The organism is Pseudomonas sp. FW305-E2 (assembly GCF_058782925.1).
In genome coordinates this window covers 53,883-69,851 of sequence record NZ_JBYSYE010000034.1, presented here as the reverse complement: position 1 = coordinate 69,851, position 15,969 = coordinate 53,883, and the positions used below count along the sequence as shown (strand labels likewise).

Genomic DNA, 15,969 nt, shown 5'->3' with positions numbered 1-15,969 from the left:
CCCCCCCACCCATTCTGGTCTAGTCTGAAGTTATGACCGGACCTGGGCCAGGGACGTGTAATTGAGTGTCCAGGCCGGATCACCATTGGAGTCCTTGGGAGGTGCCCTCATGAGCCTGCTGCTCGAGCCTTACACCCTGCGTCAGCTGACCTTGCCCAACCGCATCGCCGTGTCACCAATGTGCCAGTATTCAGCCGTCGATGGCTTGGCCAACGACTGGCATCTCGTCCATTTAGGCAGCCGCGCCGTCGGTGGCGCCGGCCTGGTAATCACTGAAGCCGTGGCGGTGACCGCCGATGGCCGTATCACTGCCGAAGACCTGGGCCTGTGGGACGACGCCCAGATCCCGCCGTTGCAACGCATCACCCGCTTCATCAGTGCCCAGGGGGCCGTGCCTGGCATCCAGCTGGCCCACGCGGGGCGCAAAGCCAGTACCTACCGCCCGTGGCTTGGCAAACAAGGCAGCGTCAAACTGGAGGAGGGCGGCTGGCAGCCGGTGGGGCCGTCGAAGATCGCTTTCGATCCGCAGCACACACCGCCACGCGAGTTGAGCCAGGACGAGATCCAGGAGGTGATCGCCGCCTTCGTCGCCTCGACCGAGCGCGCCTTGAAGGCTGGATTCAAGGTGGTGGAAATCCATGCTGCCCATGGCTACCTGCTGCACCAGTTCCTGTCACCGCTAAGCAACCAGCGCCGTGATCACTATGGCAGTTGCTTCGAAAACCGTATCCGCCTGACCCTGGAGGTGGTCGAGGCCGTGCGCAAGGCCTGGCCTGCCGAATTGCCGCTGTTCGTGCGGGTATCGGCTACCGATTGGGTGGAGGATGGCTGGAATCCGGATGAAACCGTCGAACTGGCACGCCGCCTGCGGGGTTTGGGCGTGGATTTGATCGATGTCTCTTCTGGCGGCACCTCGGTCAACGCCGAGATCCCCACCGGCCCCGGCTACCAGACCCGCTTTGCCGAGCGCGTGCGCAAGGAATCGGAAATCGCCACCGGCACTGTGGGCATGATCACCGAACCGGCCCAGGCCGAGCACATTCTGCGAACCGGCCAGGCCGATATCATCTTCCTCGCCCGCGAACTGTTGCGCGACCCGTACTGGCCACTGCATGCCGACGACGACTTGGGCGGCAACAAGGCCACCTGGCCTGCGCAGTACCAGCGAGCGACCAGCCGCGCCAACCCGATTCACGAGTCGGATTTGCGCGACTGACCCATGCATTGCGCGGCCCTTGCAGGAGCGGCCGTGTTTCGCGAAAGGGCCGCAAAGCGGCCCTGGGTTCAGCTATAGGCAGCCTTGCTGAGAATATCGCTTACCCATTGGTTGATGCTTTTTTCGGCCAGCTCCGCCTTGGCCGCCACACTGGCGTGAAGGGTAGGCTCAAGGCGTAGGCTGAGCTTGCCGGAATACGTTTTCTGCGGTTCCCGCCCAAGGCGTTCGCAAGTCTCAAGATAATCGTCAACGGCTTCTTCAAACGCCTGGCGCAACTCACTGATTGATTCGCCATGAAAACCTATCACGTCGCGAATACCGGCGACATGGCCGATCAACAACTGGTCTTCGTCGCTGTATTCGATACGAGCGGCGTATCCGCGGTAAGTCATTACATTCATGGTAATACTCCTGCCTGCTCAATGAACTGGCGGGCGTCTCTTAGTTGATAGGGCTTGGCGTGCCTGTCCGGATGAGGGCGGTGGAAGGTTGCCACTGCTCCATTGAGTTCAAAGCGAACCCGTGATCCTCTTCCTTCTACGACCCTGGCACCCAGCGATACCAGCAGAGACTCCACCCGCGCCCACTCCAGTGTTCTGGGAACCGGCCTTTTAAGTAGTGCTTCAAGTGTGGCTTGCTGATGATTATTCATGGTATCAGATTATGATACCAGTCAAGAGAGCTCAATGAACGTGCAGTAGGAGGGCGTAGATCACGGTTGAAGGAAAATTCTGAGACGTTGACCGAGGGGCATTCAAGCCCCTCGGTCAACGCGAGCACTTAGTGCTTGATCATCACATGCCGCACACAGGTGTAGTCCTCCAGCCCATACATCGACATGTCCTTGCCATACCCCGAATGCTTCTGCCCGCCATGGGGCATTTCGCTGACCAGCATGAAGTGGGTATTCACCCAGGTGCAGCCGTACTGCAAGCGCGCCGCCAGGCGGTGGGCGCGGCCGGTGTCGCGGGTCCATACCGATGAGGCCAGGCCGTAGTTGGAGTCGTTGGCCCATTCCAGTGCCTGCGCTTCATCGGTGAAGCGGGTGACCGAAACCACCGGGCCAAACACTTCGTTGCGCACGATCTCGTCGTCCTGCAGGGCGTCGGCCAGCACGGTAGGCTCGAAGAAAAAGCCATCGCCCGCTATCGGCTTGCCACCGGTTACCAGACGAATGTGCGGCTGGGCGATGGCCCGCTGCACCAACCCGGCGACCTTGTCGCGGTGCTGGGCACTGATCAGCGGACCCAGTTCGGTTTCTTCGGATTCCTGCAAGCCCGGCTTGAGGCTGGCTACGGCTTTACCCAGGCGTTCGACGAAGCGCTCGTAGATCCCGTCCTGGACGTACAGGCGGCAGGCTGCGGTGCAGTCCTGGCCAGCGTTGTAGAAGCCGAAGGTGCGGATGCCGTCGATGGCGGCATCGATGTCTGCGTCATCGAACACCAGCACCGGCGCCTTGCCGCCCAGCTCCATGTGCATGCGTTTCACGCTGTCGGCGGTGGCGCTGATGATGTGCGCGCCAGTGGGGATCGAGCCGGTCAGCGACACCATGCGCACCTTTGGATGGCTGACCAGCGGGTTGCCGACCGTCTGGCCGCGGCCGAAGAGAATGTTCAGCACCCCCGGCGGCAGCAAGTCCTGGGCCAGCTCGCCCAGGCGCAGGGCCGTCAGTGGCGTCAGTTCGGATGGCTTTATCACCACCGTGTTGCCGGCAGCCAGGGCCGGGGCGATTTTCCAGGCGAGCATCATCAGCGGGTAGTTCCACGGCGCGATGGACGCCACCACACCCAACGGGTCGCGCCGGATCATCGAGGTGTGGCCCGGCAGGTACTCGCCTGCCGCCGAGCCGCCCAGGCAGCGCGCAGCACCGGCAAAGTAACGGAACACGTCGGCAATCGCCGGGATCTCGTCATTCAGTGCAGCGTTCAGGGGCTTGCCGCAGTTCTGCGATTCCAGCCGGGCCAGTTCATCGCCATGGGCTTCGATGGCGTCGGCCAGCGCCAGCAAGGCCTGCGAACGTTCTTTAGGGCTGGTTTGCGACCAGCTGTCGAAGGCTTGGTCGGCAGCGCGTACGGCGCTGTCTACCTGTGCCTCGGTGGCTTCGTTGATCTGCGCCAGGGCAGTGCCCAGCGCCGGGTTGAGCACGGTCCAGGCCGGGCCTTGGCCAGCGACCAGCTGGCCATTGATCAGCATCTGCGTTTGCATCGGGGGCTCCTCCAGGGTCATTTTCCACCGCCCGCGACGCTGTCTCCGCCACGGGTCAGGTAATAGGCGCCAAGAATCGGCAGCATGGTCACCAGCATCACCAGCATGGCGACAACGTTGGTCACGGGCACGTCGCGTGGGCGGCTGAGCTGGTTGAGCAGCCAGATCGGCAGGGTGCGCTCATGGCCGGCGGTGAACGTGGTGACGATGATTTCATCGAACGACAAGGCAAAGGCCAGCATGCCGCCCGCCAGCAGCGCCGAGCCGAGGTTGGGCAGGACGATGTAGCGGAAGGTCTGCCAACCGTCGGCACCAAGGTCCATCGAGGCTTCGATCAGGCTTTGCGAGGTACGCCGCAGGCGGGCGATCACGTTGTTGTAGACGATCACCACGCAGAACGTGGCGTGGCCGACTACGATGGTGAACACCCCGGGCTCTATCCCCAGCGTCTTGAACGCCGAGAGCAGGGCGATACCGGTGATGATGCCTGGCAGGGCAATGGGCAGGATCAGCACCAGCGAAATGCTCTCCTTGCCGAAGAAGCTGCGCCGATAGAGCGCCGCCGAGGCCAGCGTACCGAGCACCAGTGCGATCAAAGTGGCCAGGCAAGCCACCTGCAGTGACAGCTTGATTGCCTCGAGCACATCGGGCCGGGCAAAGGCCACGTCGATCCACTTCAGGGTAAAGCCCTTGGGCGGAAAGCTGAACGCCGCGTCTTCGGTGTTGAAGGCGTACAGGAAGATGATCAGGATCGGGAAGTGCAGGAACAACAACCCGCCCCAGGCCGCCAGGCGCAGCCCTGCAGACGCTTTTTCAGAGTGCATCGAAGGCCCCCAGACGCTTGACGATGGCCAGGTATACCGCGATCAGCACGATGGGCACCAAGGTGAACGCGGCGGCCATCGGCATGTTGCCGATCGCCCCTTGCTGGGCATAGACCATGCTGCCGATGAAGTAGCCGGGCGGCCCGACCAGCTGCGGCACGATGAAGTCGCCCAGGGTGAGCGAGAAGGTGAAGATCGAGCCGGCGGCGATGCCGGGGATCGACAGCGGCAGGATCACCTGCACGAAGGTTTGCCCTGGCCGGGCGCCCAGGTCGGCCGAAGCCTGCAGCAACGACGGTGGCAAGCGCTCCAGCGAGGCCTGGATCGGCAGGATCATGAATGGCAGCCAGATGTACACGAACACCAGGAAGCGCCCCAGGTGCGAAGTCGACAGCGTGCTGCCGCCCACGCCCGGCAAGGCCAGCACCGCCTGCAGCAGGCCGTCCAGGTGCAACTGCTGGACGAACCATTGGGCCACACCGCCCTTGGCCAGAAGCAGGGTCCAGGCATAGGTCTTGACGATGTAGCTGGCCCACATCGGCATCATCACCGCGATGTAGAAAAACGCCTTGGTCTTGCCGCTGGTGTAACGCGCCATGTAATAGGCGATGGGGAAGGCCAGTACCGCGCTGGCCAGCGACACCGCCACCGCCATGCCCAGGGTGCGCAGGATGATGTCGAAGTTCGACGGGTTGAACAGTGCGGCGAAGTTGCCCAGGGTCAGGTCCGGGGTCACCGCCATGGTGAAGTCGTCGAAGGTATAGAAGCCCTGCCACAGCAGGTTCAGCAGCGAACCCAGGTAAATCGCGCCGAACCAGGTCAGCGGCGGGATCAACAGCAGTGCCAGGTACAGGTTGGGGCGCCGGTACAGCAGGTTGGACAGGGCGCGCAGTGTGCTCATCTCAGCGGCCCTCGGTTTCCTGCAGCACCGTCATGGCTTCGCGGGGCCAGTGCGCCTGCAGGCGTTGCCCGGGCTGCCAGGCCTGCACCTGCTTTTGCCAGCGGTCATTGGCCTGGCTTACTGCCAGCAGTTGACCGTTTTCCAGCTGCAGTTCGTAGCGTGTGGCGCTGCCTTGGTACTGGACATCACGCAGCACGCCGCTGACCTGTACCTCATGGCTGGTCACCACCGGGTCGCCCAGGCGAATGTGCTCGGGACGGATGGAGAAGGGCGCCGGGCTGCCGTTGAGCTGCATGGCCAGCTCGCCCCGCACCACGTTGGACGTGCCGACGAATTCAGCGACGAAGGTTGTGCTGGGCTTCATGTACAGGTTGCGCGGGGTGTCGACCTGTTCGATACGACCGCGGTTGAACACCGCGACCCGGTCGGACATCGACAGTGCTTCGGTCTGGTCGTGGGTGACGAAGATGAAGGTGATGCCCAGTTGGCGTTGCAGCTTTTTCAGCTCACCTTGCATCTGCTCGCGCAATTTCAGGTCCAGCGCGCCCAGTGGCTCATCGAGCAGCAGCACCCGCGGGCGGTTGACCAACGCCCGGGCCAGGGCTACGCGCTGACGCTGGCCGCCAGACAGCTGTGCCGGCTTACGCGCGCCATAGCCGGCCAAGGCCACCATGGCCAGGGCTTCTTCGGCGCGGCTGTGGCGTTCGGCCTTGCCCACGCCTTTTACCTTCAGGCCATAGGCGATGTTGTCCAGCACGTTCATGTGCGGGAACAGCGCATAGTCCTGGAACACTGTGTTGACGTCACGTTGGTAGGGCGGCAGGCCAGCGGCCTCGACCCCTTGGATGCGGATCGAACCGCTGGAGGGTTGCTCGAAGCCTGCGATCAGGCGCAGGCAGGTGGTCTTGCCCGAGCCGGAAGGGCCGAGCATGGAAAAGAACTCGCCATCGATGATGTCGATGCTGACCTGGTCGACGGCCTTGACCTCGCCGAAGGTGCGGGAAACCTGGGTGAACTGGACGGCTAGGGGCATGCGTGGACTCCAGGTATGAATATGTCTCCTGTGCCGGCCTCTTCGCGGGCAAGCCCGCTCCTACAGGAGGAGCGCCACCCTTGCAGGCGGTGAAGAACCTGTGGGCGCGGGCTTGCCCGCGAAAAGGCCGGTACAGGCATTCAGACAACCTCAGCGACCACCCATGATCGCAATGTAGTCCTGGGTCCAGCGGCTGTAAGGCACGAACTTGCCGCCTTGGGCCTGCGGTGTTTTCCAGAAGGCAATCTTGTCGAAGTTGTCAAAGCCGTTGGTCTTGCAGCCCTCGGCCCCCAGCAGCTCGCTGCCGGTGCACGCCGCCGGCACAGCCGGCAACGAGCCGAACCAGGCCGCCACATCGCCTTGCACCTTAGGTTGCAACGACCAGTCCATCCATTTGTAGGCGCAATTGGGGTGCTTGGCCTCGGCGTGCAGCATGGTGGTGTCGGCCCAGCCGGTCGCGCCCTCCTTGGGAATGGTCGAGGCCACTGGCTGGTTCTCGGCCTTGAGGCCATTGACCATGTAGCCCCAGGAGCTGGAGGCAACCACGCCTTCGTTTTTCACATCGCTCATCTGCACCGTGGCGTCATGCCAATAGCGGTGGATCAGCGGTTGTTGCTGGCGCAGCAGTTCCAGCACGGCCTTGTATTGTGCCTCGTTCAGTTCGTACGGGTCCTTGATGCCCAGTTCGGGCTTGGCCGACTTCAGGTACAGCGCTGCATCGGCGATGTAGATCGGCCCGTCATAGGCTTGCACGCGGCCCTTGTTCGGCTTGCCGTCGGGCAGGTTCTGCGGCTCGAACACCACGCTCCAGCTGGTGGGTGCCTGCTTGAAGGTGTTGGTGTTGTACAGCAGCACGTTTGGCCCCCACTGGTACGGCGTGCCGTACACCTGCTTGTCGACCACATACCAGCCACCGTTCTGCAGGCGCGGGTCGATGGTTTTCCAGTTGGGGATCAAGGCGGTGTTGATCGGCTGTACGCGCTTGCCTGCAATCAGCCGCAGCGATGCATCGCCCGAGGCGGTGACCAGGTCATAGCCGCCCTTGGTCATCAGGCTGACCATCTCGTCCGAGGTGGCGGCCGTTTTCACGCTGACCTTGCAGCCGGTTTCCTTTTCGAATCCGGTCACCCAGTCGTAGGCCTTGTCGCTTTCACCGCGTTCGATGTAGCCGGGCCAGGCGACGATGTCCAGGCGCCCCTCGCCGGCCCCCAGGGCCTTGGGCGCTTCGGCGGCCTGCAGGCTGGCGCTGGCCAGCATGGCGCAGGTGGTGGCGCCGAGCAATGCGGTCTTGTGCACTGACATGGTGTTCCCTCTTCTTGGCGATCTTGTTCGGGCAGTCATGAGGCAAGCAGTGAAGCAATTGTTATAAACGTAGTGCGTGAGTGCGAGGTATTGGCGATATCGAGTCTAGTTGGCTTTTTGCCAGCTAACGCAACATCCTGAAGCAAATCCCTGCATGGCGTGTGCTCGGCCAAGCCTTACTCTGGCGTTTGAATCTTCTTACGTGGAGACACGCGAATGAATACCCGGGGCTTGCTTGATCAACTCCTCAAATCCGGCCAGCAACTGCTCGAGAAGCAGGGGGGCACCACCAAGCCTGGCAACCCTTCAGGCGGGTTGGGCGGGTTGTTGTCCGGAGCAGGGGGCGGCCTGCTGGGTGGGGGCGCTCTGGGCCTGTTGCTGGGTAGCAAGAAGGCCCGTAAGTACGGTGGCAAGGCCCTGACTTACGGTGGCCTCGCCGCGCTGGGGGTGCTGGCCTATAAAGCTTACGGCAACTGGCAGGCAAACCAGCGGGGGGCCGCAGCCGAGCCTCAAACCATCGACCGCCTGCCGCCGGCCCAGGCCGAGCAGCACAGCCAGGCGGTACTGCGCGCCCTGGTGGCGGCGGCCAAGTCCGATGGGCATATCGACGAGCGCGAGCGGGCGTTGATCGAGGGCGAATTCACGCGCCTGGACAGCGACCGCGAATTGCAGCACTGGCTGCATGCCGAGCTGAACAAGCCGCTGGACCCGGCCGAAGTGGCCCGCGCTGCGCAAACGCCGGAGATGGCTGCCGAGATGTACCTGGCCAGCGTGATGATGGTCGATCAGGAAAACTTCATGGAGCGTGCCTACCTGGATGAGCTGGCACGCCAACTGCGGCTGGACCCGGGATTGCGCCAGGAGCTGGAGGCTCAGGTGAGGGATGCGGTTGCGCAGTAGCAGCGCTTATCAGGACATTTTCTGCGCTTGTCGAGCCGAGCGCGGAAAATGTCACGGCAAGCCTTGCCAGCTTTTACCCACTCCGCGCATTTCCCCCGATAAACCGTAAGACCTCTGGGCTATACTTCGGCGATTTTTCCCGCTCGTTGTGAATTCCTGAGGGCTGAATGTGAAGAACTGGACCTTGCGCCAACGGATCCTGGCAAGTTTCGCCGTGATCATCGCCATCATGCTGCTGATGATTGTGGCCGCCTACTCGCGGTTGGTGGCTATCGAAACCGCCGAAGAGGCAGTGGGGACCGACAGCATTCCTGGCGTCTACTACAGCTCGATGATTCGCAGCGCCTGGGTCGACAGCTACGTCACCAGCCAGCAACTGGTGGGCCTGTCCAACCATCGTGAAATCACTTCGGCCGACCTGGAACTGTTCAGAAGCTTCGATAACCGGCTGAAGCAATACATGGCCAGCTACCAGGCCACCATCCAGGACAAAGACGACCAGGTCCGCTTCGACAGCTTCGTGCAACTGGAAGAAAGCTACCTCAAAATCGTCAACCAGGTGCTGGATGCGTACGGTCAGCGCAACTACGACGAGGCCCAGCGGCTGATCACCGAGGTCCTCACTCCGGCCTGGAAGGATGGGCGCGAGCACCTGAATGAAGTGATCGAGAATAATCGGGCCTCTGCCGATGCCGCCACCAACGATATCGTCAACGCAGTCAACACGGCCAAGGGCAGCATGGTGGTCTCACTGCTGCTGGCAATCGTCGCTGCCGGCATCTGCGGCCTGTTGCTGCTGCGCGCTATCACAGCGCCCATGCAGCGTATCGTGCATGCCCTCGACAAGCTGCGTTCCGGTGACCTGAGCATGCGCCTGAGCCTGGATCGCAAGGACGAATTCGGTGCCATCGAAAGCGGCTTCAACGAAATGGCCGAGGCACTGGCCAACCTGGTGGCCCAGGCCCAACGCTCGTCGGTGCAGGTGACCACTTCGGTCACCGAAATTGCCGCCACGTCCAAGCAACAGCAGGCCACCGCCACCGAGACGGCCGCCACCACCACCGAAATTGGCGCCACCTCGCGGGAAATCGCCGCGACTTCGCGGGACCTGGTGCGCACCATGACCGAAGTGACGACGGCTGCTGACCAGGCATCCAGTCTGGCAGGCTCCGGGCAGCAGGGCCTGGCACGCATGGAAGAGACCATGCACCAAGTGATGGGCGCAGCCGACCTGGTCAATGCCAAGCTCGGTATCCTCAACGAGAAAGCCAGCAACATCACCCAGATGGTGGTAACCATCGTCAAGGTTGCCGACCAGACCAATCTGCTGTCGCTCAACGCCGCCATCGAAGCGGAAAAGGCCGGTGAATATGGCCGCGGCTTTGCCGTGGTCGCGACCGAAGTGCGCCGCCTGGCCGACCAGACCGCCGTGGCCACCTACGACATCGAGCAAATGGTGCGCGAGATCCAGTCGGCAGTGTCGGCCGGTGTCATGGGGATGGACAAGTTCTCCGAAGAAGTGCGCCGCGGCATGTTCGAGGTGCAACAGGTGGGCGAGCAACTCAGCCAGATCATTCACCAGGTGCAGGCTTTGGCGCCGCGCGTATTGATGGTCAACGAAGGCATGCAGGCCCAGGCCACCGGTGCCGAGCAGATCAACCAGGCACTGGCCCAGCTCAGCGATGCCAGCACCCAGACTGTCGAGTCGCTGCGCCAGGCCAGCTATGCCATCGATGAGCTGAGCCAGGTGGCCGCGGGCCTGCGTGGCGGCGTGTCGCGCTTCAAAGTCTGACCGCGATGAACGACTTGCAACTGCGCACCGCGCGGGCGGCGAACACCGAGGGGGCGTTGTACCTGCAGTTTCGCATCAGAACGCAGCGTTTTGCCCTGAGCGTGCACGAGGTGATCGAAGTGTTGCCGCGTCAGCCGCTCAAGCCGATCGCCCAGGCACCTGCCTGGGTCGCGGGCATCCTCGCCCATCGTGGCCAGTTGGTTCCGGTCATCGACCTTGCCGCCTTGAGCTTTGGCCAGCCGGCGGTGCAACGCACCAGCACCCGCCTGGTACTGGTGCACTACCGAGGCGGCCTGCAGCTTGGCCTGATCCTGGAGCAGGCCACCGAAACCCTGCGTTGCCAACCGGACGAGTTCCAGCCCTATGGGGTGGACACCGGTGAAGCGCCTTATCTGGGCCCGGTGCGCCAGGATGCCCAGGGGCTGCTGCAGCGCATCGAAGTCAATGACCTGCTGCCCGACACCGTGCATGCATTGCTGTACACGCAAGACCCGACAGGGATGCCAACATGAACGAACAGCGTTTCTTCCGCTTCTTGCGCGAGCGTATTGGCCTGGACGTGGAGTCGGTGGGCGCGCCCATGGTCGAACGCGCGCTGCGCCAACGTTGCGTGGCTGCGGGTGCGATGGACCTGGACGATTACTGGCTGCGCCTGCAGCAGTCGGCAGATGAGCAACAGGCGCTGATCGAAGCGGTGATTGTCCCGGAAACCTGGTTTTTCCGTTACCCCGAATCCTTCACTGCGCTGGCCAGCCTGGCCCATAAACGCCTGGCTAAACTGGCTGGCGCGCGCCCGCTGCGATTACTCAGCCTGCCGTGTTCTACTGGCGAGGAACCCTATTCGCTGGCCATGGCCTTGTTTGACGCCGGTATGGCGCCTGGGGCATTCCTTGTCGATGGAATGGACATCAGCCCAAGTTCAGTAGCCAAGGCCGTGCAGGCGGTGTATGGGCGCAATGCGTTCCGGGGTAGCGAACTGGGTTTTCGCGAGCGCTACTTCGATGCTCTGGACGAAGGCCACCGCCTGCATGAGCGGGTACGCCAGCAAGTCAGCCTGCGGGTGGGCAATGTACTTGACCCGGCGCTGGCCAGCCGCGACGGCCTGTATGACTTCGTGTTCTGTCGCAATCTGTTGATCTATTTCGACGTACCGACCCAACAGCGTGTGTTCGAAGTGCTCAAGCGCTTGCTGCATCCGCAGGGTGTGCTGTTCATCGGCCCGGCCGAAGGCAGCTTGTTGGCACGCATGGGCATGCGTCCATTGGGGATCGCCCAGTCGTTTGCGTATGTGCGTCATGACGGCGACAGCGCCCCCTTGGCAGCGGCACCCGCCCAACCCGCCAAGCGTGCGTTCACGACGTTGCCCGCACCGGTTTATCCGCAGCCCAGTGTGCCGTTGCCGCGTCCGCTGCGTGTGCTGCCCGTGGTGGCCAGGCCAGCGCCAGCCCGCGAGCACAGGCACGAGGGGGCCAGCGAATTGCTGGCCGACATTGCCCGGCTGGCCAATGCCGGTGCCAGCGAGCAGGCCCGTAGCGAATGCCAACGCTACCTGAGCCAGTACCCGCCGTCGGCACAGGTGTACTACTGGCTGGGTTTGCTCAGTGATACCGAAGGCGATGCGCAGCAGGCGCTGAGCCACTATCGCAAGGCCCTGTACCTGGAACCACAGCACCCCGAGGCGCTGGTGCACCTGGCCGCCTTGCTGGCGGCCCAGGGTGACCTGGCCGGCGCTCGGCGCCTTCAGGCGCGCGCGGCGCGGGCTGGCCGGGAGTCTGAACGATGAACAGTGAATCCGCGATGCAGTTGCTCGCCGAGGATGACGCGCACATCGACGACTGCTGGAACCGTATTGGCGTGCGCGGCGACAAGCAGTGCCCACTGCTGGAGCGGCATGTTCATTGCCGCAATTGCGAGGTGTATGCCGCTGCGGCCACGCGTTTGCTCGACCGCTATGCGCTGGTGCAGGAGCATCAGGCTGCAGCGGTGCAGCCGGACGCGGAAAACACCGGTCGCTCCATGCTGCTGTTCCGTCTGGGCGAAGAGTGGCTGGCGCTGGCTACCGCCTGCCTGGCCGAAATCGCCCCGTTGCAGGCGGTGCATTCATTGCCGCACCAGCGCTCGCGGCTGCTGCACGGGGTTGCCAATGTACGCGGAGCGTTGGTGCCGTGCCTGTCACTGGCTGATTTGCTGGGCGTGCAGGCCGGCTCCACCGAGCAACGCAGCGCACGGGCGATGCCCCGTATGCTGATTCTGGCCGCCGAAGGTGGGCCGGTGGTGATGGCTGTCGAGGAAATCGACGGTATTCACCGGCTCGACCCGCAGTTGCTGGGCAGTGGCCGGGACGCCACACGCTTCACCGCCGCAGTCTTGCAGTGGCGCGGCCGCAGCGTGCGGGTTCTGGACGATCAACATTTACTGTCTGCCGTGCAGCGGAGCCTGTCATGACCCCAGAGCAAATGCGCGACGCATCGTTGCTCGAACTGTTCAGCCTGGAGGCCGAGGCGCAGACCCAAGTGCTCAGTGCCGGCCTGATGGCACTGGAGCGCAACCCCACCCAGGCCGACCAGCTCGAGGCTTGCATGCGCGCTGCCCACTCGCTCAAGGGGGCAGCGCGCATTGTCGGGGTGGATGCTGGTGTCAGTGTCGCCCACGTGATGGAAGACTGCCTGGTGGCGGCCCAGGAAGGCCGACTACGGCTGACCGCCGAGCATATTGACGCGCTGTTGCAAGGTACCGACCTGTTGATGCGTATTGCCACCCCCGGCGATGCCGGTGCGCAGGCGACCTTGCCGGTGTTTCTTGCGCAAATGGCCAGCCTGCTCGACCCGGGCGCCTCTGCCATGCCTGTCGTGCCGCTGGCTGCATCCGTGCCGCCGGAGCCGCCGCTGGCAACCCTGCCGCCTGCACCTAGGGTAATGCCAGCCGAACCGCCGGAACCAGAGCCCGAACCCGCCCTGCGGCGCAAGGCTGGCAAGCGCGCTGGAGAAGGTGCCGAGCGGGTACTGCGTGTTACCGCCGACCGCCTTAATAGCCTGCTTGACCTGTCCAGCAAGTCGCTGGTGGAAACCCAGCGGCTCAAGCCATACCTGGCTACCCTGCAGCGCCTCAAGCGCATGCACGGGCAAGGTATGCAGGCGCTTGACGGCTTGCGCATGCAGCTGGAAGACACGGGGCAGGGCAACGAGGTGCTCGAAGCCTTGGCACAGACCCAGCGCCTGCTGGCAGAAACCCAGCAGATTCTGCAGCAGCAGGCGGCCGACCTGGATGAGTTCGGCTGGCAGGCCAGTCAGCGTGCGCAGTTGTTGTATGACACCGCCCTGGCCTGCCGGATGCGGCCGTTTGCCGACGTGCTGACCGGGCAAAGCCGCATGGTCCGCGACCTGGGCCGTTCGCTGGGCAAGCCGGTGCGGCTGGTGGTGGAAGGGGAGAAGACCCAGGTTGACCGCGATGTGCTGGAAAAGCTCGAAGCACCGCTGACCCACCTGTTGCGCAATGCCGTCGACCACGGCATCGAGTTGCCCGAGCGGCGCTTGCTGGCGGGCAAGCCGGACGAGGGGGTGATCCGCCTGCGGGCTTCGCACCAGGCGGGCATGCTCAGCCTGGAACTGATCGACGATGGCGCCGGTATCGACCTGGAGCGCCTGCGCAGCAGCATCGTCGAGCGCGCCCTGTCGCCCGCTGACACGGTGACGCGGATGAGTGAGGCGGAGCTGCTGACGTTCCTGTTCCTGCCCGGTTTCAGCCTGCGTGACAAGGTTACCGAAGTGTCCGGGCGCGGTGTGGGGCTGGATGCGGTGCAGCACTTGATCCGCGAGCTGCGCGGCTCGATCGAATTGACCCAGGTGGCAGGGCAGGGCTGTCGCTTCCATCTTCAGGTGCCGCTGACCCTGTCGGTCGTTCGCAGCCTGGTGGTCGAGGTGGGCGGGGAGGCTTACGCTTTCCCGCTGGCGCATATCGAACGCACGCTGGAAGTGACCGCCGAGCAGATCGTGCAGATCGAAGGGCGCCAGCACTTCTGGCACGAAGGCCGGCATATTGGCCTGGTGGCGGCCAGCCAGTTGCTCAATCGCCCGGCGGGGCAAAGCGACGAAGCCAGCTTGCGGGTAGTGGTGATTCGTGAGCGCGAGCAGCTGTACGGGGTGGCCGTGGAGCGGTTGGTGGGGGAACGGGTGCTGGTCGTGATGCCGCTCGACCCACGCCTGGGGAAGGTGCAGGACATTTCCTCCGGCGCCTTGCTCGATGATGGCTCGGTGGTCCTGATTGTCGATGTCGAAGACTTGCTACGCTCGGTGGAAAAACTGCTCAGCACCGGCAGCCTGGAACGCATCGAACGCGGCAGCAGCGGAGCCCGTGGCGCTGTCCGCAAACGCATCCTGGTGGTCGATGACTCGCTGACCGTGCGCGAACTGCAGCGCAAACTGCTGGGCAACCGTGGCTACGACGTGGCAGTGGCGGTTGATGGCATGGACGGCTGGAACGCCCTGCGCAGTGAGGACTTCGACCTGCTGATCACCGACATCGACATGCCGCGCATGGACGGTATCGAGCTGGTTACCCTGGTGCGTCGCGACCAGCGTCTGCAGTCATTGCCGGTGATGGTGGTGTCCTATAAAGACCGTGAGGAAGACCGACGGCGTGGCCTGGACGCCGGCGCCGACTACTATTTGGCAAAGGCCAGTTTCCACGACGATGCGTTGCTGGATGCTGTTGTGGAACTGATCGGAGGTGCTCAGGGATGAAGATCGCCATCGTCAATGACATGCCCCTGGCCGTCGAAGCGTTGCGCCGGGCGGTTGCCCTGGAGCCCGCACACCAGGTCGTGTGGGTGGCCAGCAACGGTGCCGAGGCGGTGCAGCGCTGCACCGAGCAGTTACCGGACCTGATCCTCATGGACCTGATCATGCCGGTGATGGACGGTGTCGAGGCGACCCGGCGGATCATGGCCGAAACCCCGTGCGCCATTGTCATCGTCACGGTCGACCGCAAGCAGAACGTACACCGGGTATTCGAGGCCATGGGCCATGGCGCGCTCGATGTGGTCGACACGCCTGCGCTGGGCGCTGGCGATGCCCGCGAAGCAGCGGCGCCATTGTTGCGCAAGATCCTCAATATTGGCTGGCTGGTCGGCCAGCAGCGGGCACCTGCCGCAAGGTCGGTGGCTGCGCCGCTGCGCGAGGCTTCCCAGCGCCGCGGGTTGGTGGCAATCGGGTCTTCGGCGGGGGGGCCGGCAGCACTCGAAGTGCTGCTCAAGGGTTTGCCGGCCGCGTTTCCGGCGGCCATCGTGCTGGTCCAGCACGTGGACCAGGTGTTTGCCGCAGGCATGGCCGAATGGCTCAGCAGCGCAGCAGGCCTGCCGGTGCGTCTGGCCCGTGAAGGCGAACCGCCGCAGCCAGGGCAGGTACTCCTGGCCGGTACCAACCACCACATTCGCCTGCTACAGAATGGCCAACTGGCCTACACTGCCGAACCTGTGAATGAAATCTACCGGCCCTCGATCGATGTGTTCTTCGAGAGCGTGGCACGTTACTGGAATGGTGATGCAGTGGGCGTGCTGCTCACCGGCATGGGCCGCGACGGTGCCCAGGGCCTGAAGCTGATGCGTCAGCAGGGCTTTCTGACCATTGCCCAGGACCAGGCCAGCAGCGCGGTGTACGGCATGCCCAAGGCTGCTGCGGCTATTGATGCCGCCGTGGAAATTCGCCCGCTGGAACGCATTGCCGGGCGCTTGACTGAATTTTTCGCAAAATGACGAAATGTATTGAATCACGCCGCCAGGCCGGTAGTGATCGGGTGAAC

15 protein-coding genes are annotated in these 15,969 nt (G+C 63.6%); 8 read left to right on the top strand and 7 right to left on the bottom strand.

Annotated features, from left to right (window positions below):
* The first annotated feature begins 109 nt into the window (after positions 1-109).
* Positions 110-1,216: an NADH:flavin oxidoreductase/NADH oxidase gene (locus AC3WLP_RS21130; RefSeq protein WP_088513355.1), complete on the top strand. Its 1,107-nt coding sequence runs from the start codon at positions 110-112 to the stop codon at positions 1,214-1,216.
* 68 nt (positions 1,217-1,284) lie between these two features.
* Here AC3WLP_RS21130 and AC3WLP_RS21125 read toward each other — a convergent pair whose 3' ends face one another.
* From AC3WLP_RS21125 to ydcS, 7 genes are all read right to left on the bottom strand, one after another.
* Positions 1,285-1,617, bottom strand: coding sequence for a type II toxin-antitoxin system HicB family antitoxin (locus AC3WLP_RS21125; protein ID WP_003252175.1), 333 nt, complete (start codon positions 1,615-1,617; stop codon positions 1,285-1,287).
* Positions 1,614-1,868 carry a type II toxin-antitoxin system HicA family toxin gene (locus AC3WLP_RS21120; RefSeq protein WP_014754315.1) on the bottom strand — a complete coding sequence of 85 codons (255 nt, stop codon included), beginning with the start codon at positions 1,866-1,868 and terminating at the stop codon, positions 1,614-1,616. The genes AC3WLP_RS21125 and AC3WLP_RS21120 overlap by 4 nt, the downstream gene beginning before the upstream one ends.
* Before the next feature lie 128 nt (positions 1,869-1,996).
* Positions 1,997-3,421 (bottom strand): gamma-aminobutyraldehyde dehydrogenase, encoded by a 1,425-nt coding sequence (locus AC3WLP_RS21115; protein ID WP_088513356.1) that lies wholly within the window; start codon positions 3,419-3,421, stop codon positions 1,997-1,999.
* Positions 3,422-3,438: 17 nt separating this feature from the next.
* On the bottom strand, positions 3,439-4,245 hold the full coding sequence (locus AC3WLP_RS21110; protein ID WP_003252179.1) for an ABC transporter permease: 807 nt from the start codon (positions 4,243-4,245) through the stop codon (positions 3,439-3,441).
* Positions 4,235-5,146: an ABC transporter permease gene (locus tag AC3WLP_RS21105; protein WP_012053578.1), complete on the bottom strand. Its 912-nt coding sequence runs from the start codon at positions 5,144-5,146 to the stop codon at positions 4,235-4,237. Before AC3WLP_RS21105 ends, AC3WLP_RS21110 begins: the two co-directional genes overlap by 11 nt.
* A gap of 1 nt (position 5,147) precedes the next feature.
* A complete protein-coding gene (locus tag AC3WLP_RS21100; protein WP_012053577.1) occupies positions 5,148-6,179 on the bottom strand; it encodes an ABC transporter ATP-binding protein in 1,032 nt (343 codons plus the stop codon).
* Positions 6,180-6,329: 150 nt separating this feature from the next.
* Positions 6,330-7,481, bottom strand: coding sequence for a putative ABC transporter substrate-binding protein YdcS (gene ydcS, locus AC3WLP_RS21095; protein ID WP_017147931.1), 1,152 nt, complete (start codon positions 7,479-7,481; stop codon positions 6,330-6,332).
* 216 nt (positions 7,482-7,697) lie between these two features.
* Between ydcS and AC3WLP_RS21090 the strand changes: the two genes are divergently transcribed.
* The 7 genes from AC3WLP_RS21090 to wspF all read left to right on the top strand — a co-directional run bounded on the left by AC3WLP_RS21090 (position 7,698) and on the right by wspF (position 15,922).
* Positions 7,698-8,381 carry a tellurite resistance TerB family protein gene (locus tag AC3WLP_RS21090; RefSeq protein ID WP_014754311.1) on the top strand — a complete coding sequence of 228 codons (684 nt, stop codon included), beginning with the start codon at positions 7,698-7,700 and terminating at the stop codon, positions 8,379-8,381.
* 169 nt (positions 8,382-8,550) lie between these two features.
* Entirely contained in the window at positions 8,551-10,173 is a 1,623-nt protein-coding gene (locus tag AC3WLP_RS21085; RefSeq protein ID WP_017147930.1) for a methyl-accepting chemotaxis protein, read from the top strand.
* Between the two features lie 5 nt (positions 10,174-10,178).
* Positions 10,179-10,685 (top strand): chemotaxis protein CheW, encoded by a 507-nt coding sequence (locus tag AC3WLP_RS21080; protein ID WP_014754308.1) that lies wholly within the window; start codon positions 10,179-10,181, stop codon positions 10,683-10,685.
* On the top strand, positions 10,682-11,956 hold the full coding sequence (locus tag AC3WLP_RS21075; RefSeq protein WP_012053574.1) for a CheR family methyltransferase: 1,275 nt from the start codon (positions 10,682-10,684) through the stop codon (positions 11,954-11,956). The genes AC3WLP_RS21080 and AC3WLP_RS21075 overlap by 4 nt, the downstream gene beginning before the upstream one ends.
* Positions 11,953-12,618 (top strand): chemotaxis protein CheW, encoded by a 666-nt coding sequence (locus AC3WLP_RS21070; RefSeq protein WP_003252198.1) that lies wholly within the window; start codon positions 11,953-11,955, stop codon positions 12,616-12,618. Before AC3WLP_RS21075 ends, AC3WLP_RS21070 begins: the two co-directional genes overlap by 4 nt.
* Entirely contained in the window at positions 12,615-14,912 is a 2,298-nt protein-coding gene (locus AC3WLP_RS21065; RefSeq protein WP_012053573.1) for a hybrid sensor histidine kinase/response regulator, read from the top strand. Before AC3WLP_RS21070 ends, AC3WLP_RS21065 begins: the two co-directional genes overlap by 4 nt.
* Complete coding sequence (wspF, locus tag AC3WLP_RS21060) at positions 14,909-15,922, top strand: Wsp signal transduction system protein-glutamate methylesterase WspF (RefSeq protein WP_010952586.1); 1,014 nt, start codon at positions 14,909-14,911, stop codon at positions 15,920-15,922. The genes AC3WLP_RS21065 and wspF overlap by 4 nt, the downstream gene beginning before the upstream one ends.
* The last annotated feature ends 47 nt before the right edge of the window (positions 15,923-15,969 follow it).

Coding starts and splice junctions, on each gene's coding strand:
- wspF (WP_010952586.1), top strand. CDS start 14,909: ATGAAGATCGCCATCGTCAATGACATGCCCCTGGCCGTCGAAGCGTTG.
- AC3WLP_RS21080 (WP_014754308.1), top strand. CDS start 10,179: ATGAACGACTTGCAACTGCGCACCGCGCGGGCGGCGAACACCGAGGGG.
- AC3WLP_RS21125 (WP_003252175.1), bottom strand. CDS start 1,617: ATGAATGTAATGACTTACCGCGGATACGCCGCTCGTATCGAATACAGC.
- AC3WLP_RS21065 (WP_012053573.1), top strand. CDS start 12,615: ATGACCCCAGAGCAAATGCGCGACGCATCGTTGCTCGAACTGTTCAGC.
- AC3WLP_RS21090 (WP_014754311.1), top strand. CDS start 7,698: ATGAATACCCGGGGCTTGCTTGATCAACTCCTCAAATCCGGCCAGCAA.
- AC3WLP_RS21070 (WP_003252198.1), top strand. CDS start 11,953: ATGAACAGTGAATCCGCGATGCAGTTGCTCGCCGAGGATGACGCGCAC.
- AC3WLP_RS21100 (WP_012053577.1), bottom strand. CDS start 6,179: ATGCCCCTAGCCGTCCAGTTCACCCAGGTTTCCCGCACCTTCGGCGAG.
- AC3WLP_RS21105 (WP_012053578.1), bottom strand. CDS start 5,146: ATGAGCACACTGCGCGCCCTGTCCAACCTGCTGTACCGGCGCCCCAAC.
- AC3WLP_RS21110 (WP_003252179.1), bottom strand. CDS start 4,245: ATGCACTCTGAAAAAGCGTCTGCAGGGCTGCGCCTGGCGGCCTGGGGC.
- AC3WLP_RS21120 (WP_014754315.1), bottom strand. CDS start 1,868: ATGAATAATCATCAGCAAGCCACACTTGAAGCACTACTTAAAAGGCCG.
- ydcS (WP_017147931.1), bottom strand. CDS start 7,481: ATGTCAGTGCACAAGACCGCATTGCTCGGCGCCACCACCTGCGCCATG.
- AC3WLP_RS21075 (WP_012053574.1), top strand. CDS start 10,682: ATGAACGAACAGCGTTTCTTCCGCTTCTTGCGCGAGCGTATTGGCCTG.
- AC3WLP_RS21115 (WP_088513356.1), bottom strand. CDS start 3,421: ATGCAAACGCAGATGCTGATCAATGGCCAGCTGGTCGCTGGCCAAGGC.
- AC3WLP_RS21130 (WP_088513355.1), top strand. CDS start 110: ATGAGCCTGCTGCTCGAGCCTTACACCCTGCGTCAGCTGACCTTGCCC.